This window comes from Hominisplanchenecus murintestinalis (assembly GCF_943193015.1).
GTDB classification, from domain to species: Bacteria; Bacillota; Clostridia; order Lachnospirales; family Lachnospiraceae; genus Hominisplanchenecus_A; species Hominisplanchenecus_A murintestinalis.
In genome coordinates this window covers 1-18,289 of sequence record NZ_CALPCM010000029.1, presented here as the reverse complement: position 1 = coordinate 18,289, position 18,289 = coordinate 1, and the positions used below count along the sequence as shown (strand labels likewise).

16 protein-coding genes are annotated in these 18,289 nt (G+C 48.3%); 15 read left to right on the top strand and 1 reads right to left on the bottom strand.

Translation table 11 applies throughout. The features are described from left to right. Positions 1-9: 9 nt before the first annotated feature. The 7 genes from rffA to NFR99_RS10350 all read left to right on the top strand — a co-directional run bounded on the left by rffA (position 10) and on the right by NFR99_RS10350 (position 9,630). Positions 10-1,140: a dTDP-4-amino-4,6-dideoxygalactose transaminase gene (gene rffA / locus NFR99_RS10380; protein WP_135976428.1), complete on the top strand. Its 1,131-nt coding sequence runs from the start codon at positions 10-12 to the stop codon at positions 1,138-1,140. Between the two features lie 41 nt (positions 1,141-1,181). Further along, on the top strand, positions 1,182-2,981 hold the full coding sequence (locus NFR99_RS10375) for a glycosyltransferase family 2 protein (protein WP_251353567.1): 1,800 nt from the start codon (positions 1,182-1,184) through the stop codon (positions 2,979-2,981). A 59-nt stretch (positions 2,982-3,040) separates the two neighbouring features. Further along, the gene (locus tag NFR99_RS10370) at positions 3,041-4,000 is read left to right on the top strand and encodes a glycosyltransferase family 2 protein (RefSeq protein ID WP_135976430.1); all 960 of its coding nucleotides are present in this window, start codon (positions 3,041-3,043) and stop codon (positions 3,998-4,000) included. Between the two features lie 142 nt (positions 4,001-4,142). After that, the gene (locus NFR99_RS10365; RefSeq protein WP_120485455.1) at positions 4,143-5,543 is read left to right on the top strand and encodes an undecaprenyl-phosphate glucose phosphotransferase; all 1,401 of its coding nucleotides are present in this window, start codon (positions 4,143-4,145) and stop codon (positions 5,541-5,543) included. A gap of 14 nt (positions 5,544-5,557) precedes the next feature. Next, positions 5,558-6,850, top strand: a complete 1,293-nt coding sequence (locus NFR99_RS10360; protein ID WP_120485453.1) for an LCP family protein — start codon at positions 5,558-5,560, stop codon at positions 6,848-6,850. A gap of 3 nt (positions 6,851-6,853) precedes the next feature. Further along, positions 6,854-7,771, top strand: a complete 918-nt coding sequence (locus NFR99_RS10355; protein ID WP_120485451.1) for a glycosyltransferase family 2 protein — start codon at positions 6,854-6,856, stop codon at positions 7,769-7,771. Between the two features lie 122 nt (positions 7,772-7,893). After that, positions 7,894-9,630, top strand: coding sequence for a S1C family serine protease (locus NFR99_RS10350; RefSeq protein WP_243126797.1), 1,737 nt, complete (start codon positions 7,894-7,896; stop codon positions 9,628-9,630). Between the two features lie 305 nt (positions 9,631-9,935). On the opposite strand, the gene NFR99_RS10345 is transcribed toward NFR99_RS10350, so the two are convergent. After that, positions 9,936-11,015, bottom strand: coding sequence for a ribonuclease H-like domain-containing protein (locus NFR99_RS10345; protein WP_251353566.1), 1,080 nt, complete (start codon positions 11,013-11,015; stop codon positions 9,936-9,938). A gap of 142 nt (positions 11,016-11,157) precedes the next feature. Between NFR99_RS10345 and NFR99_RS10340 the strand changes: the two genes are divergently transcribed. The 8 genes from NFR99_RS10340 to NFR99_RS10305 all read left to right on the top strand — a co-directional run bounded on the left by NFR99_RS10340 (position 11,158) and on the right by NFR99_RS10305 (position 18,129). Continuing rightward, on the top strand, positions 11,158-12,084 hold the full coding sequence (locus tag NFR99_RS10340) for a putative ABC transporter permease (protein WP_120485447.1): 927 nt from the start codon (positions 11,158-11,160) through the stop codon (positions 12,082-12,084). Positions 12,085-12,097: 13 nt separating this feature from the next. Continuing rightward, positions 12,098-13,417 carry an electron transport complex subunit RsxC gene (gene rsxC / locus NFR99_RS10335; RefSeq protein ID WP_251353565.1) on the top strand — a complete coding sequence of 440 codons (1,320 nt, stop codon included), beginning with the start codon at positions 12,098-12,100 and terminating at the stop codon, positions 13,415-13,417. 15 nt (positions 13,418-13,432) lie between these two features. Further along, the gene (locus tag NFR99_RS10330) at positions 13,433-14,365 is read left to right on the top strand and encodes an RnfABCDGE type electron transport complex subunit D (RefSeq protein WP_135976434.1); all 933 of its coding nucleotides are present in this window, start codon (positions 13,433-13,435) and stop codon (positions 14,363-14,365) included. Then, a complete protein-coding gene (locus NFR99_RS10325) occupies positions 14,362-14,997 on the top strand; it encodes an RnfABCDGE type electron transport complex subunit G (RefSeq protein WP_120485443.1) in 636 nt (211 codons plus the stop codon). The genes NFR99_RS10330 and NFR99_RS10325 overlap by 4 nt, the downstream gene beginning before the upstream one ends. Beyond that, the gene (gene rsxE, locus NFR99_RS10320; RefSeq protein ID WP_120485441.1) at positions 14,990-15,673 is read left to right on the top strand and encodes an electron transport complex subunit RsxE; all 684 of its coding nucleotides are present in this window, start codon (positions 14,990-14,992) and stop codon (positions 15,671-15,673) included. The genes NFR99_RS10325 and rsxE overlap by 8 nt, the downstream gene beginning before the upstream one ends. Beyond that, positions 15,673-16,248 carry an electron transport complex subunit RsxA gene (gene rsxA / locus NFR99_RS10315; RefSeq protein WP_251353564.1) on the top strand — a complete coding sequence of 192 codons (576 nt, stop codon included), beginning with the start codon at positions 15,673-15,675 and terminating at the stop codon, positions 16,246-16,248. Before rsxE ends, rsxA begins: the two co-directional genes overlap by 1 nt. Before the next feature lie 11 nt (positions 16,249-16,259). Then, positions 16,260-17,063, top strand: a complete 804-nt coding sequence (locus NFR99_RS10310) for an RnfABCDGE type electron transport complex subunit B (RefSeq protein WP_251353563.1) — start codon at positions 16,260-16,262, stop codon at positions 17,061-17,063. Positions 17,064-17,145: 82 nt separating this feature from the next. Then, entirely contained in the window at positions 17,146-18,129 is a 984-nt protein-coding gene (locus tag NFR99_RS10305; protein WP_158604947.1) for an N-acetylmuramoyl-L-alanine amidase family protein, read from the top strand. Positions 18,130-18,289: the final 160 nt, after the last annotated feature.

The following is an 18,289-nucleotide window of genomic DNA, read 5'->3' as shown; positions in this document are numbered from 1 at the left end:
GAAAAACGGATGATTAACTTTAATGTACCTCCCTTTGCGGGAAAGGAACTGGAATATATACGCCAGGCGGTTGAGAGCGGGAAAATCAGCGGTGACGGCCTGTTTACGAAAAAATGTTCGGATTGGATGTCTGAAGCGTATGGACTCCGGCACGTACTGTTGACGACGTCCTGCACACATGCGCTGGAAATGGCGGCGGTGCTCAGCGGCGTGCAGCCAGGGGATGAAGTTATCCTTCCGTCTTATACGTTTGTGTCTACGGCAGATGCATTTGTACAGCGGGGAGCACGGCTGGTATTTGTAGACATCCGGCCGGAAACGATGAATCTGGACGAGCGGCTGATTGAAGATGCCATTACAGAGAAGACGAAGGTGATTGTCCCGGTACATTATGCGGGCGTAGGATGTGCGATGGATGAAATTATGGAAATTGCCGGGCGGCATGGAGTAAAAGTGGTAGAGGATGCGGCACAGGGAGCAGGCGCATACTATAAAGGCCGGGCGCTGGGAAGTATCGGTGATTTTGGATGCTACAGTTTCCACGAAACGAAGAACTATTCTATGGGAGAGGGCGGCGCGCTGGCTTTTCCGGACGACGGCGTGAAAGATGCAGCGGAAATCCTGAGAGAGAAGGGAACCAACCGGAGCCAGTTTTTCCGGGGACAGATTGATAAATACCGCTGGGTAGACTATGGTTCGTCCTATCTTCCAAGCGATATGAATGCAGCATATCTGTGGGCGCAGCTTGAGGAAGCAGACATCATCCGCGAGGACAGGCTGGCGAGCTTTGGACATTATCAGGAAGGGCTGCGTCCGCTGGCGGATAAGGGATATATTGAGCAGCCATTTATTCCGGATTATGCGGAGCATAACGCTCATATGTACTATATAAAAGTCAAGGATTTAGAGACCAGAACGCGCCTGATTTCCTATCTGAAAGAACAGGAAGTCCAGGCGGTGTTCCATTATGTTCCTCTGCATTCGGCTCCGGCGGGACGGAAGTTTGGATATTTTCATGGCGAGGACCGCTATACCACAAAGGAGAGCGAGAGAATCCTGCGGCTGCCGATGTACTATCGTTTAAAGCAAGAGGATAGGGAGAGAATCATAGAGAGAGTGACGGCGTTTTTTGAAGCCTAAATAGATAGTTTGATTATGTCTGGGAGTTCTGGAGGAAAAGCATGAATCTGAAAAACATGGCGAAACGCCTGACTTTATATAATGTGAAAAAAGCTTTCCTGTATCTGAAACGGTATGGCGTCAGAGATTTTATCGTGCGCTTGTCTGAGCGGTTTGCAGACGCGGAGGTGGACTATGATAAATGGTTCCGTTCCAAAGAGTTAACGGAGGAGCAGCGGGAGAGGCAGAAAGCCCGAAAGTGGGAATGGGAACCGCTTATCAGCGTAGCCGTTCCGGTTTACCGCACGCCGGAAACTTTTTTGCGCCAAATGATAGAATCGGTGGCTGCCCAGACTTATGGAAATTGGGAACTGTGCATTGCCGATGGGAGTGGAGACGATGGGGAACCGGAGCGTATTATTCGGGAATACCAGGAGAAAGGACTGCCTATCCGTTACCGGAAGATGGAGAAGAACGAGGGGATTGCCGGAAATACAAATGCGGCGCTTGCCCTGGCGGAAGGGGATTATACGGCGCTTTTTGATCATGATGATTTGCTGACGGAGAATGCGCTTTACGAAGTGGCGGAGGCAATTGAGAGAAAAGGGCGCCCCGACATGATTTACAGTGATGAAGATAAGGTAAGCGCAGATTTAAGCGAGTATTTTCAGCCTCATTTCAAGCCGGACTTCAGCGTGGATCTGCTGAGGGCGAATAATTATATCTGCCATCTCCTGGTGGTAAGCCGGAAGCTTCTTGCGAAAGTGGGCGGACAGGATGCGGCTTATGACGGCGCGCAGGATTATGATTTTATTTTCCGGTGCGCAGAAGAGGCAGAGGAGATTGTGCATATTCCGAAAGTGCTTTACCACTGGCGGATTCATGCGGCTTCTACGGCGGACAATCCTTTTGGAAAGGATTATGCGCTAGAGGCAGGGAAAAGGGCGGTGGAGGCGCACCTGCAGCGCAGTGAGACTCCGGCGCAGGTATCTATGCTGAACTATCGGGGATTTTACCGGGTAAAATATGAAGTTTCCGGTGAGCCATTGGTTTCCATCATCATTCCGAACAAGGATGAGGCGGATACTTTAAAGCGCTGTCTGGATTCTATTAAAAATATTTCAACTTATCGGAATTATGAAGTGATTATTGTAGAAAATAATAGTACACAGAAAGAAACCTTTGCGTTTTACCAGAGCATCGACGGAAAAAACAGAGTACGCGTGGTGTACTGGAAACGGGAGTTCAATTATTCTGCAATCAATAATTTCGGTGCCGCCCATGCAAAGGGCGACTATTTTGTACTGATGAATAATGATGTTACAGTTATTACGCCGGACTGGATAGAAGAATTTTTGGGGCACTGCCAGAGACCGGAGGCTGGCATCGTTGGCGCGCGCCTGTATTTTCCGGACGACACCATTCAGCATGCAGGGATTGTCATGGGAATCGGAGGATGTGCGGGAAGCATGTTTGTGGGGATGAAACGGGCAATGACCGGATATATGCACCGGGCTGTGCTCCAGCAGGATATGAGTGCGGTAACAGCGGCCTGCCTTATGGTAAAGAGGGAGGTTTTTGAAAAAGTGAAGGGATTGGATGAGAAGCTGGCAGTGGCCTTTAATGATGTGGACTTTTGTATGCGGGTGAGGGCGGAGGGATGGCTTGTAGTTTATGACCCTTATGTAGAGATGTACCATTTCGAATCAAAGACGAGGGGCTACGAGGATACGGAAGAGAAAAAGCAGAGGTTTGAGCGGGAAAAACAGTATCTCTGCACCCGCTGGGCAGATTTTCTGGAGGAAGGCGACCCCTATTACAATAAGAATCTGTCTCTGAAAACCTGCGATTATTCGTTATAACATGGGAAAGTTCCCAGCTTGCCGGGATAACACACCAAATGCGCCAGAAAGAGGAAAGAATGAAAAAAGTATCAGTGGTGATACCAAACTACAACGGAAAAAAATTTTTAGGAGACTGCCTGGAATCACTCGAAGCCCAGAGCTTTACGGAATTTGATACGATTCTGGTAGATGACGGCTCGTCAGATGGCAGTGTAGAGTATGTGAAAACACATTTCCCGAATGTGCGCATCATCAGCCTGCCGGATAACGGCGGGTTCTGCAGGGCAGTAAACCGAGGCATTCAGACGGCAGAAACTCCCTATGTGATTCTGTTGAACAATGATGTGAAAGCTGACAAAGATTTCGTAAAAGAAATGGCATCGGGAATCCATAAGTACAAGAAGTGTTTTTCATGCTCCGCCCAGCTTCGGAATATGCATGAGCCGGACAAGATTGACGACGCGGGGGACTACTATTGTGCATTAGGATGGGCGTATGCCCTGGGGAAAGATAAGCCTGTCGGAGCCTGCCAGAAAGAGCGGGAGATTTTTGCACCCTGTGGAGGCGCTTCTATCTACAGAAAAGCTGTGTTTGAAGAAATCGGGTATTTTGATGAAAAGCATTTTGCGTATCTGGAAGATATTGATGTGGGCTACCGGGCGCGCATTTACGGGTATAAAAACCGCTATTTGCCAGAGGCAGTGGTTTATCATGCCGGAAGCGGCACCACAGGCTCCAGATACAACGAATTTAAAGTGCGCCATTCTTCACGGAATAATGTCTATATGATTTACAAAAATATGCCGATGGCGCAGATTCTTTTAAATCTGCCCTTTTTAGCGGCGGGATTTTTGGTGAAATACTTGTTTTTCCTGAAAAAAGGATACGGAACACTTTATGCCAAAGGTCTGGCAGAGGGAATCACTATGGCCAGGGAGGGGAAAAAAGTACCGTTTCAGGCAAGAAACCTGAAAAATTATGCAAAAATACAAATAGAGCTTTGGGTGAACATTGTCCGCAGGCTAAGGGGGCGTTAGAGGCTTGCAGCCGCGCTGGTGTGTTTATTATAGTGTTAAGAAAAAATTTAGTTGCCCTTTTTAGACATCTATTGTATGATAAGGCAGATTCATGGTGATTTAGCGGAAAGAATGCTGGGATTTTTGACGAAGGAGGGGACAGATGATAAAGGATAACCAACAATTCTTTAATCGGATGCATGTGTTTGTGGATGCAGCTGTGACGGCCGTCTCCTATCTGGCGGCATGGTTTATCCAGTTTACGTTTCTTGCACCGGAAAATGTGGGGAAGCTTCCGTTTGAGACATATATGGTTACGCTGGCGTTCCTGGTAGCAGGAATGCTGCTTCTGTATTATGCGTTCAACCTCTATACTCCGAAGCGCGTTCAGGGGCGCAGGCTGGAAGCGGGAAATATTATCAAGGCAAATACGATTGCTTTGTTTTCATTGATTCTTGTGCTGTATATGATGCATGAGGATAATTTCTCGCGCAGCATGATGATGCTGTTTTACGGAATTAATATTTTCCTGGAAACGCTGGTACGGAATTTAATCCGTATGTTCCTGATGAAAATCCGCAAGAAAGGAATGAACCTAAAGCATATCCTTTTAGTGGGGTACAGCCGCGCGGCAGAGGAATACATTGACAGAATCCGGCAGAATCCCCAGTGGGGCTATCTGATACGGGGCGTTCTGGATGACAATGTGGCGCGGGGAACAAGATATAAGGATGTAAAGGTTATCGGGCGTATTGACAATCTGATGGTCATCCTGCCGGAAAACCGTCTGGATGAAATTGTGATTACGCTGGGACTGAATGAATATTTTAAGCTGGAGCATATCGTGGCGCTGTGTGAGAAATCCGGCGTGCATACAAAGTTTGTACCGGATTATAATAATATTATTCCCACGAAACCATATACGGAGGATTTGCTGGGACTGCCAGTTATCAATATCCGTCATGTACCCTTGTCGAATACGTTTAACCGTATGGTGAAGCGTACGATGGATATTCTGGGGGCGCTGGCAGCTATCCTGCTGTTTTCTCCGATTATGCTTTTTGCGGTTCTGATGATGAAGCTGACGATGCCGGGGCCGCTGATTTTCAAACAGGAGAGAGTAGGGCGGCATAACAGGCCGTTCCATATGTATAAGTTCCGCTCAATGGAAATTCAGAAAGAAACAGAAGAGAAAAAGGGCTGGACGGTAAAAAATGACCCCAGGATTACGGGGTTTGGAAAGTTTATGCGCAGGACGAGCATTGACGAACTGCCGCAGCTTTTTAATGTTTTGAGAGGGGAGATGAGCCTGGTAGGGCCAAGACCTGAAAGGCCGCAGTTTGTGGAGAAGTTCAGAGAGGAAATACCGCGCTATATGGTAAAACACCAGGTCTGTCCGGGGATGACCGGATGGGCGCAGATAAACGGGTATCGGGGAGATACTTCAATTAAAAGGCGCATAGAATGTGATTTGTATTATATAGAAAACTGGACAGTGGGATTTGACATCAAGATACTTGTGCTCACATTGTTCAAGGGATTTGTTAATAAAAATGCATATTAGGAAGAAGGGGTACTATGGCGAGAAACAGAGATACACGAGATGGACGCAGAAATATGGGACATCCTTATGAGGACGGAAGGCAGACGCCTTATCAGCAGGAACCGTATGGAAATGAGCCATACGGAAGGCGCGGCCGGGGAGGATATTATCAGGAGCCTTATGGACGGGAAGGTGGAAGAGGGTATCAGGATGGCTACGGGCGTGAGGACGGAAGATATTATCAGGACGGTTACGGTCAGGGGGGCGGTTACTATCAGCCGGAAGGACAGAGGAATAACAGAAGAAAGAAACGCCGGAACAGGCGGAAAGTTATTTTTGCAATTGAAGTCCTGGTACTGCTGATACTGGCAGTGGTGTTGTTTGCTGCTTTTAAGCTGGGCAGGCTGAAAAAGCAGGATATTTCCAAAGGGGATATCATTATTAACGAAGAAATTGACGCGGCAGAGGCAGAAGTGCTGGACGGCTATAGGAATATTGCGCTTTACGGTGTGGATTCCCGGGAGGGAAAGATGGATATCGAAGCACACAGCGATTCCATCATAGTGGCGAGCATCAACAATAAGACGAAGGACGTTAAGCTTGTATCCGTCTATCGTGACACGTATCTGGATAATACAAACGGAGAGTACAGAAAGGCTACGGAATGCTATTATTTCGGCGGTCCGGAGCGTTCGATAAACATGCTCAATAAAAATCTGGATTTGAATATTACGGACTTTATTACGATTGATTTCAATGGATTGGCAGATGTTATCGAATTGATGGGCGGTATTGAGATTGACGTACAGGAAGATGAAATTAAATGGATTAACGGTTATCAGGAGGAAGGTTCCCAGGTGACAGGGCGGGAAATCGTTCCGGTGACGCAGCCGGGGCTTCAGACATTGAATGGACTGCAGGCGATGTCTTACTGTAGAATCCGTTATACGGAGGGAAGCGATTACAAGAGAACCGAGCGGCAGCGTACCGTATTGGAAAAAATATTGGAAAAGGCAAAGACGCTGGATTTGCTTAAGCTGAATGCTATGGTGGACGAGATGGCGCCCCATATTCTGACAAGCCTGAGTACGACGGAAATTTTAAGTCTGGCGATGGACGTAGGAAAATATAATTTGGCGGATACTACAGGTTTTCCATTCGAACTTCAGACGGCGAATATCAGTGCGGGTGATTGCGTGATCCCGCAGAACCTGGCGCAGAATGTACTGGAGCTTCATAAATGGCTGTTCGGAAGCGATGGGTATACGCCTTCAAACACAGTACAGGAAATCAGCAATAACATTATTAACGAGACGGGAATACAGTAAGTTATGAAAGAGTATACAGTCGATCTTGTGGTTCCGGTATATAAGCCGGATGAAAAGTTTGATAAATTAATGCAGATGCTGCAGAGACAGACATATCCTATTGGAAAAATTCTTCTTATGAATACGGAAGAGGAATATTTTCCCAAGAGGGGATATGAAGAACTGCCGCATGTGGAAGTGCGTCATCTGCGGAAAGAAGAGTTTGATCATGGCGGCACCAGGCATAGTGCCGCTTCTCTTTTAGATGGAGATCTGATTCTTTTTCTTACACAGGATGCGATTCCGCAGGATGAATATCTGGTGGAGAGGCTGGCAGTGGCTTTTGAAGATAAGCAGGTGGCGGCCGCTTATGCCAGGCAGCTTCCGTGCAGGGACTGCGGGATTCTGGAGCGTTATACCCGGAGCTTTAACTATCCGGAGAAAAGCAGCGTGAAGTCTATGGAAGACTTGCAGACCTATGGAATAAAGACATTTTTCTGTTCGAATGTGTGCGCGATGTATCGCCGGAGCGTGTATGAAAAGCTCGGTGGTTTTGAAAAGCATACAATTTTTAATGAAGATATGATTCTTGCAGGGAAAATTATACAAGATGGAGGAAGGATTGCCTATGTGGCGGAGGCAGCTGTCATTCATTCCCATAATTATGGGAATATAGAGCAGCTTAGGAGGAACTTTGATTTGGCTGTATCGCAGGCGGAGCATCCGGAGATTTTTGGCATGGCAAAGTCTGAGAGCGAAGGAATCCGCATGGTGAAGCAGAGCGCAAAATATCTGATGGAGATAGGGAAGCCCTGGATGATTTTTAAACTGACGGCGAACAGTGGGTTTAAATATATTGGTTATTGTCTGGGAAAAGCTTACCGAAAGCTGCCGAAATGGCTGATTTTAAGACTTACGATGAACAGGGATTATTGGAAGTAGGACACAGGAAAGCCTTTTTTTGAGCAAATTTTTTTAAAGGAATCATCACAGATTGAACACAATTCGTTGATAAACTGTTTTCAGAAATTAAGAAAAGCAAGTTACGAAGGAGGTATTCAATTATGTATGATGAATTTGATAATAAAGATGAGATGAATTACCAGGGGACGGACGGTGTGACGTCTGAGGGCGCAGGGACAGAGCCGGAACCCACATATTACGGGGGAGGGGAAGAACAGGAGACGCCGTACTTTGCAGACACAGAGGAGAGCGGCTCTGCGGAGACTTTCACAGATTCTGAGGAGTTCGGGCAGGAGCAGCGTACATTTCATGAAGAGGTTCAGCCGGAAGAGCCAGAGTTTGTTCACTCCGGCGTAGTACAGCACAGCCCGGAGGAACAGTCGGGATTTTATCATTACTCATACAATAGAGAGGAAAACATAGAAGGGCAGCGTGAACCGGGGCAGATGTTTCAGAATCAGAAAGTATCTCGCCGCAAAATGCCAAAAGGACAGAGGCCGCTTTGGAAAAGCTTTGCAATATGCACCGGAATGGCAGTGGTGTTCGGCGTGGTAGCCAGCGCTGCATTCCAGGCTACCGATTATGTGGGCGGCAGGATGATAGGCCGGGAAACAGAGATGACGGTAGGGACGGCTGATAAGGTAGCGCAGACAGAAGCCAAGGGAAACACAAAGACAGCGAGCGGGACGACAGTTTCACTGAATAATACTACAGATATTACACAAGTGGCGAAAAATGCGATGCCCTCTATCGTGGCAATCACAAATAGAGGTGTGGAAGAAGTACAGAGCATGTTTTTCGGACAGACATATCAGCAGCAGACGGAGAGCGCCGGTTCGGGTGTAATTGTTTCCCAGAATGAGACAGAGCTTTTGATTGCTACAAATAACCATGTGGTGGAGGGAGCCCAGGAGCTGAGCGTATGCTTTACAGTGGATGCAAAAGACCCAGAGGACGCTGTTGTGAAAGCGCAGACAAAGGGAACCGACCCAAGCCATGACCTCGCGGTGATTGCCGTAAACCTGGCGGATATTCCGGAGGAAGTCAAGAGTCAGATTAAAGTGATTCCGCAGGGCGATTCCGAAGATCTGGAAATGGGACAGCAGGTAGTAGCCATCGGAAATGCGCTGGGGTACGGACAGTCTTTAACTGTCGGATATATCAGTGCGCTGAACAGGGAAGTGACGGTAGATGAAGTGACAAATTCCATGATTCAGACAGATGCCGCCATTAATTTTGGAAACAGCGGCGGCGCTCTTCTGAACACGGCAGGCGAACTGATTGGCATCAATTCCGTAAAAGCAGCTCAGGCAGGCGTGGAAGGTATGGGGTATGCGATTCCGACAAATACTGCAATGCCGATTCTGAATGAGCTGATGAACAGGCAGACCAGAACAGAAGTGGATGCGTCGAAGATGGGTTATATGGGCGTTACCCCAAGGGATGTGTCTGAGGAGGCGAAAGAAGTCTACAATATGCCTGCAGGTGCGTTTGTCTATGAAGTAGAAGAAGGTTCCCCGGCAGAAGCGGCCGGAATCAAGAAAGGCGATATCATTACCAAGCTGGATGGGCAGACAGTTTCTTCGAAAGATGATTTGTTTGACCGCATGAATTACTATGAGGCAGGGGAAACCATAGATGTAATCGTAGCTGCGGCCGAAGGCGGCGAGTATGTGGAGCGGACTGTGAGTGTGACATTAGGAGAACGTCCGGCAGATGCGTCCACAGGTACACAGCAGCCTTCGCAGGAGAATCCTGACAGTATTCCTCAGGAAGGGTATGGACAGGAAGACGACGGATATATGGGCAATCCATTTGAGCAGTTCTTTAATTATTAAACATAGTACATCAAATAAAGTATAGAAAGCAGAGGAAGCTGCCGGGAGAATCCCGGCGGCTTCCTCTGTTAAATAGCCGTAACATTTCAGCCTTCGGCTTCACTGTTACGGAATCCAGCTCATTTAAAGTTTGCTGATCGCAAAGGGATGGATTCTCTGTCTGAATTTACGCATTCTCACGGACTTTGCAGCATGTGCAAAGTCCTGGGCTGAACTGTTACCAATAGCCCTCAATAAGGCATTTCAGAGGGTAGCAATTAAGGATGAGTTATGTTACAATATTAGCAAAAGCGAGAGCGTTGATTTTACATGTTGCGCAGGAAAGCTGTAACGTATGTATGCAGTTTGGTGAAATCTTCCAGGAAGGTTTTTGTACACTCTAAGTAAAAGAGAGAATCTCCGTAATTCCGGTAAAATTTTGGTGTTTGGACATCGGCAAAACCCGGGAGGAAATATCCGTCTTTCCGGCAGTAACAATTAGATGCCTTTGCGGGGGTGCGATGTTCTTTGTCTACATAGGCTGCCACGCTTTTGTGGATTGCAGTGTCTTCCAGAGGAAGATAGTAGTAGCTGCGATAGTCATCGAAGAAATGCTTCAGAGCGCCACAAATTCCGTGAACCTGTAAAACGGCGGCAGAACTGGAGGCTGTGAAACTGCCTTCTTCCCGTGATATGGAAATCGACTGGGGGATGGGAGTGCGCAGGCTGATGTTGAAGGTTAGCATCAGAGAGTCTTGATTTGCCTGGACAGAGGGAGCGGTATGTAATCTGAAAGCTCCTTCCAATAGTTCCAGGTAGGCGCTGAGGGAGAAGAGCGCGGCAGTCCCCAGAAGGTCATCATGATTGTGCAGCAGAAGAAGCCGGCGCAGGGCAGGGGATTTAGCTCTGGAGAATTCATGATAGACGGCAATTAGTTTTTGCCCATCCAGTTCATCCTCTCTGGAATACTCAAGAAAGTTTTCCAGGGATTTGAGGTTCATGGAAGAAAGCCCCAGGAACTTTTTCAGGGGGCGGTATATACGGTAAAGGTCGATACTTTGCACTTTATCTAGATGGCCGCAGGGCAGCTTATATTTTTCACATCTTTTTTTCAGAAAGGGCAAATCAAACGCTTCGCCGTTAAAGTGAATCAGATAACGAAAGCCTGAGAGGAAGGATGAAAAGGCAGAGAGGATTTCAGGCTCATCTTTCGGGGATTCGGCGAGCCATTGAGTGAGCTGCCAGGAACCGTTTTTGAGAGTGAGCGCGCCAACCAGATAAATAAAAGCAGATTTTGGAGAAAAACCGGTGGTTTCAATGTCAAAGATGACAGATTCCGGTGGAATCTGATGCTGCCATGCCGGCGGGCAGGGATGGTGGTTACAGGTATCGGTGATGGTAATCATAGGTTCCTCCAGTGAAAAATAGTTGTTTGTAAATTCATGCGCGCCAGCTGCTTCTAAGAGGCGCGAGTAAATATATTATACAGTAGTTTGAGGATTTTCGCAAAGGAGAAAGGAGCGGCCTGCCGGATGGCAGGACAGGTTTATGTGGGAGCAGGAAATTTTAGGCATTGATTTTTATCATGTTCTGGCGTGGCTGTTTATTTATAGCGTGATGGGCTGGATCTGGGAGAGCTGTTATGTTTCGGTAAAAGAGAGGAAGCTGGTGAACCGTGGGTTTGTGACAGGCCCGGTATGTACGATTTACGGCGTTGGGGCGGTAAGCGTATATTTGATTCTGCGCCCTCTGGATGGGAAGATCCTTCCACTTTTTTTCTGCGGGATCGCACTGGCTACGACGCTGGAATATTTAACGGCAGTGGTTATGGAAAAGCTGTTCCATATGAGCTGGTGGGACTACAGCAGCAACCGGTTTAATTTCCAGGGGAGAATTTGCCTGGGAAGTTCTATTGTATGGGGATTTTTTACAGTGATTATGTTTGAAATACTTCAGCCCCTGGTGGAGAGGATTACAGGCCTGGTGGATGAGGCGTCCGGACGGGGGGTTCTTGGGGCGGCGATTGTGCTGTATGCTGTGGACTTCGGATTTTCTATGGCGACGGCGATGCAGCTGGGAGAAAAGGTGGCGCAGATGGAACAGGCAATGTCAGAATTTTCTGAGCATCTGCAGGAATCCAGAATTTTCACTTCTGCTTCAGAGCTTTTGGAACTGCTGGACTCTTACCGCAGGAACAGAAAGTATGGGAACATCAGGGAGCGCCTGGAAAAATATCAGGAGATGATGGCAGACAGGATTGAAAAAATGGGAATTCAGGAGCAGAAGGAAGCGGCTATTGAGAAATTAAGGGTGGCGGTGGAAAAGCTCTCAAACCTTATTGTAAAAGGCGGCTGGAATAGCAGGCGTCTGATAAAAGCATATCCAAATCTAAGTAAGGCCAGCAAAGCAAGAGAAAGGTTGATGCGTCTGAGCAGGCTCGAAAGGAAAGAGAATAAAGAGGATGTCAAGAAATAGAAAGGAAGAAAAAATGGCGCGATTAACATTTAAGGGGGGAATCCACCCCTATGACGGCAAAGAGCTGTCAAAGGATAAGCCGGTCCGGGACGTTCTGCCCCAAGGTGATATGGTATATCCACTTTCCCAGCACATTGGCGCACCGGCGCTTCCGGTAGTGAAGAAGGGGGACTATGTTCAGGTCGGACAGGTAATCGCAGAAGCGGGAGGCTTCGTGTCAGCGTCTATCCACGCGTCTGTTTCAGGCGTAGTCAAAGGGATTGAGAGACGCCTGACGGTAACGGGAACCATGTGCGGCGCCATCATCGTTGAAAATGACGGGAAGTATACGGAGATTGCGCGTCCGGAGCGGAAGCCATTGGAAAATCTGACAGGCGGGGAAATCCTGCAGTATATCAGAGAAGCGGGCGTCGTAGGCATGGGAGGCGCAGGTTTTCCGACACATGTGAAGCTCTCGCCGAAAGAGCCGGAAAAAATTGACTATGTGCTTGTAAACTGCGCGGAGTGTGAGCCATATCTGACTGCGGACTACCGGAGGATGATGGAAGAGCCGGATAAAATTGTAGCGGGACTAAAGGCGGTGCTGAAAATTTTTCCGCAGGCGAAAGGCATCCTGGCTGTGGAGGATAATAAAAAGGATGCCGCTGCCAAACTCAGGGAGGCCGCTGCGGGGGAAACGGGCATTGAAGTGAAAGTGCTGAAAACGAAGTATCCCCAGGGAGCTGAGCGTCAGCTCATCTTTGCGGTAACAGGACGGAAAATTAACTCGTCCATGCTTCCGGCAGACGTCGGGTGCGTGGTGGACAACTGTGATACGGTATATGCCATTTATCAGGCAGTTTATAACGGACGTCCGCTGACGGAGCGCATCGTGACCGTGACGGGCGACGCCATTGCCGAGCCGCAGAATTTCCGCGTCCGTACGGGGACGAATTATGCGGAGCTGGCGGACGCGGCGGGAGGCTTTAAGTCGCAGCCGGAAAAAATCGTGTCTGGCGGGCCGATGATGGGATTTGCCCTGTATAGCCTGGATGTGCCCTGTACAAAGACTTCCTCTGCCCTGCTATGTCTTACGAAAGATGAGGCGGCGGCTTATGAGCCGTCAAACTGCATCAACTGCGGGCGGTGTGTGAGCGTCTGTCCGGGGAGGGTGGTTCCTTCCAGACTGGCGGACTTTGCAGAGAGACATGACGAGGAAGCATTTGTGAAAGCAGACGGTATGGAGTGCTGCGAGTGCGGCTGCTGCAGTTATATCTGCCCGGCGAAACGCCCGCTTACCCAGTACATAAAATCCATGCGTAAAATCGTACTGGTGAACCGAAAGAAAAAGTAGAAGGGAGAAGAGAAGATGAGCGGTTTACTGAATGTATCATCCAATCCCCATATCCGTTCGCATGACACAACGTCACGGATTATGCTGCTGGTAGTCCTTGCGCTGCTTCCGGCAAGCGTTTTCGGCGTGTATCATTTTGGGATAAATGCGCTGGTGACAATTCTGGTGTCGGTAACATCCTGTGTACTGACGGAATATGTTTATGAAAAATTGATGCACAGGAACATTACAGTGGGGGATTTCAGCGCGGCAGTGACGGGGCTTCTCCTGGCGCTGAACCTTCCGGCTACCGTGCCGTGGTGGATTCCGGTGATTGGCGGCGTTTTTGCGATTCTGGTTGTGAAACAGCTCTTTGGGGGAATTGGGCAAAACTTTATGAATCCTGCGCTGGGAGCCAGATGTTTCCTGCTGATTTCTTTTGCGGGGCGGATGACGGATTTTACATATGATGGAATTTCAGGAGCGACGCCCCTGACGGCATTGAAGATGGGGGAACCGGTGAACCTTATGGATATGTTTTTAGGAAATAAGACAGGTTCTATCGGGGAAGTGTCGGTGCTGGCAGTTCTGATTGGGGCGGTTATCCTGCTTTTGGCAGGGGTGATTGATTTGAGGATTCCCGGTACTTATTTGCTGAGTTTCTTATTTTTTATCCTGGTTTTCGGAGGACATGGGGCAGACCCGGAATATCTTCTGGGACAGCTTTTTGGGGGCGGCCTGATGCTGGGGGCGTTTTTCATGGCGACAGATTATGTGACAACCCCGATTACGAAACATGGGCAGCTGGTTTACGGCTGCATATTAGGCATCCTGACGGGGATTTTCCGGGTATATGGAAATTCAGCGGCGGGCGTGTCATACGCGATTATTTTTGGCAACCTTCTGGTGCCGTTGATTGAAAAGATGACGCTTCCCAGGGCGTTTGGAAAGGGAGGGAAGAAGGCATGAAGATTGTAAAAAATGCTTTAATCCTGATGGCAATTACGCTGGTGGCAGGCATCGGCCTGGGATTTGTGTATGAGGTTACAAAAGCGCCGATTGCCGGGCAGGAGCGGCAGGCAAAGGAGGAAGCGTACAAATCGGTATTTCCCGGAATGGCGTCTATGAAGCCTGTATATGGATTGGAACCAGATGAGGACGCAGCGAAAGTACAGGCGGAGTCGGCAGAAGCGCTGGCAGCGGCTGGATTGGAGGATATCCAGATAAAAGAAGCTTATGGCGCGGCGGGAGAATCTGGTGAGATTTTAGGATTGGTGATGAACGTTACGACGACGGGGTACGGCGGGGAAATTAATTTTTCTATGGGTATCCAAAATGATGGAACGGTAAACGGAATACGGATTCTTACCATCAGTGAGACGGCAGGACTGGGTATGCGGGCTGCGGAAGATGAGTTCCAAAACCAGTTTGCGGGAAAGAAAGTTTCCGGGTTTACCGTTACAAAAACAGGCGCGGGAGCGGAGGATGAAATCAACGCAATCAGCGGGGCGACGATTACTTCTACAGGAATGACGCGGGGCGTGAATGCGGGGATTTGCTATTTCCAGAGCATGGTGGAAGGAGGCGGCGTCCATGAATAAGATTGCAGAACGGCTGTATAACGGGCTGGTGAAAGAGAATCCTACGTTTGTACTGATGCTGGGAATGTGTCCGACTCTGGCGGTCACTACTTCGGCGGTAAACGGACTGGGAATGGGCCTTACTACGACGGTAATTCTGGCGCTCTCAAACGCCATGATTGCCGCGCTGCGGAAGATTATCCCGAATGGGGTGCGTATGCCGGCGTTTATCGTGGTAGTGGCGTCTTTTGTGACGATTGTCCAGTTTCTGCTTCAGGGATATGTGCCTGCTCTGTATGAAAGCCTGGGGATTTATATCCCTCTGATTGTGGTAAATTGTATCATCCTGGGGCGCGCGGAGGCATATGCTTCCATGAATCCGGTGATTCCGTCCTTTTTTGACGGACTTGGCATGGGGCTGGGGTTTACGGTGGGATTGACCTGCATCGGTATCGTGCGTGAGCTGGTTGGCGCCGGGAAAGCGTTTGGCGCCCGGGTGATGCCGGATGCTTATGAGCCTATGACGATTTTCATCTTGGCGCCAGGGGCATTTCTGGTGCTTTCTATGCTTACAGCACTCCAGAACAGGGTGAAACGGCGTATGGAGATGAAAGGGCAGGAGACGAAAATCGGAACAGGCTGTACAGGTTCCTGCGCTTCCTGCCATGAGTCTTGTGGGAAAGGGGGCGAGGCGTGATGAGTGAACTTCTGATGATTGCGGTGGGGGCTGCGTTTATCAATAACGTAGTACTGAGTCAGTTTTTGGGAATCTGTGCATTCGTGGGCGTTTCGAAAAAGACGGAGACCGCAGCGGGAATGGGTGCGGCAGTAGTGTTTGTTATCACCATTTCATCCCTGATTGCGGGCGTGATTTACAAATACATTTTGACGCCTTTTGATGTGACCTATCTGCAGACGATCGTGTTTATTCTGGTGATTGCGGCCCTGGTGCAGTTCGTAGAGATGATTGTTAAGAAGTACAGTATGTCTCTCTACAATGCGCTGGGCGTATACCTGCCTCTGATTACAACAAACTGCGCGGTACTTGGGGTGGCGCTTATCAACGTGACGAAAAATTATTCGATTCTTGAGGGCGTGGTCAATGGCTTTGCCACGGCAGTGGGATTCCTGATTGCTATTGTGCTGATGGCTGGTATCCGGGAAAAAATAGAGCATAATGATATCCCGGAATCTTTTAAGGGGTCGCCGATCGTGCTGCTGACGGCCTGTCTGATGGCAATTGCGTTTTTTGGTTTTTCAGGATTGAAATAGGAGGAGGGCATATGAGTGGAGTGATACTTGCGGCTCTGATCGTGGGCGGCACCGGCCTGATTCTTGGACTGTTCCTGGGATTAGCAGATAAGAAATTTAAAGTAGAAGTAGATGAAAAAGAAGCGTTGATTCGTGCGGAGCTTCCGGGAAATAACTGCGGAGGATGCGGATATGCGGGCTGTGACGCTGTGGCAAAAGCAATTGCCGAAGGAGAGGCAGAGGTGGACGTCTGTCCGGTGGGCGGTGCGGAGGCCGCGGCGAAGATAGCGTCTATTATGGGAAAAGAGGCAAAGCCGGGCGTACGCATGACAGCCTTTGTCAGATGTGCGGGAACCTGCGGCAAGACGCGCAGTAATTATGAATATTATGGCGTGCGGGATTGCGCAGTGATGGAATTTGTTCCTTCCGGCGGACCAAAAAGCTGTATCTATGGGTGTTTAGGTTATGGAAACTGTGTAAAAGCATGTAAATTTGATGCCATCCATGTGATGGATGGGATTGCGGTGGTAGATAAAGAAAAATGCAAAGCATGTGGCGCGTGTGTGGCGCAATGCCCAAAGCACTTGATTGAACTGGTGCCTTACGAGATGGATCACCTGGTGCAGTGTGTTTCTAAGGATAAGGGAAAAGCTGTTATGCAGGCGTGCAGGGCAGGATGCATCGGCTGCAGGAAATGTGAGAAAGAGTGTCCTACGGGGGCGGTGTCTGTAACAGATAACATAGCGAATATTGATTATGGGGGGTGTGCGAATTGCGGCGTGTGCGCGCAGGTATGTCCCAGAAAAATTATTACAGGCGTCCCAGAAAAAAGATGAAGCTTTTCTTAAGAGGATTGAAATTGCAGGAGTTCTGAATTATACTATAAAATATATGAAAATCATAGAAGGGAGCGATAGAATGAATAAGAAAAGAATGGGGGTTGCGGCAGCGCTGGCATTGCTGCTGGCGTTCTGTATTTCAGCTTCCGCTTTTGCGACAGGAGTAAGCGACGGTTTTCTGACGCAGGGAGGGGCTACTTATTATTATCAGGATGGGAAGATGCAGAAGGGCTGGAAAGAAATTGCCGGAAAGAAATACTTTTTCTGCAAAGATGGCAAAATGGCAGTCGGACGTTTAAAAGTCGGCAAGACCACATACTATTTCAATACGAAAGGTGTGTGCGTGAAGAAACTTCCTAATGCGGCGTGGGTACAGGATGAGAATGGCCGCCGCTATTGTGATGGAGCTGATAAGTACTTAAAAGGTGGCTGGAAAACCATTCAGGGCAAAAAATATTATTTTAATAAAAAAGGGTATGTCCTGACAGGGATACAGAAGATAAAGAAAAATGTTTATCATTTCAACAAAAAGGGAGTGATGACAGCCGGAAAATGGGTGCGCACCAAGAGCGGGAAATACTATTTTGCCAGCGATGGAAAGATGGTGAGAAATTCATGGGTGAATGATATTTATCTGGGAGACGATGGAAAGCAGATAAAAGACTACGTGGATGAAACGAGGGAGAATGATCAGAAAACAGGCTGGGTAGGCTATGGAAGGCTGTGGAAGTATTATTCCAGAGGCAAGATGGTGACAGGCTGGAGAGATATCAATAAGAACAGATACTTTTTCGAATCTACCGGATATATGAAAATCGGATGGTATAACGACGGACAGGATTACTATTTCCTGAATACGACTCCGGGACGGGAAACAATCGGTGTGATGGCGACGAACTTCATGAGGATAGACGGCAAAGTATACTATTTCTTCCCGAAGAAAGTAAAGGATTCCGCCGGACGCGTACATCCGAAAGGAAGCATGGCAAGGGCGCTGAAGATACGTTACAATAATAAAGAATATTCCTTTAACGAAGCAGGCGTATGCCAGGAGCTTAAATAAGCATAAAGAGGGTACTGTAAATGAAATGAACAGTAATCAGAGAAAGGGCTGCCATAAAGGCGGCTCTTTCCTTGCTTTATAGGAAATTCCGACCTATTGACACACAAAGAAAAACATATGTTTACCGAACATATGTTAGATAGATATGTGTTTCAGGTAT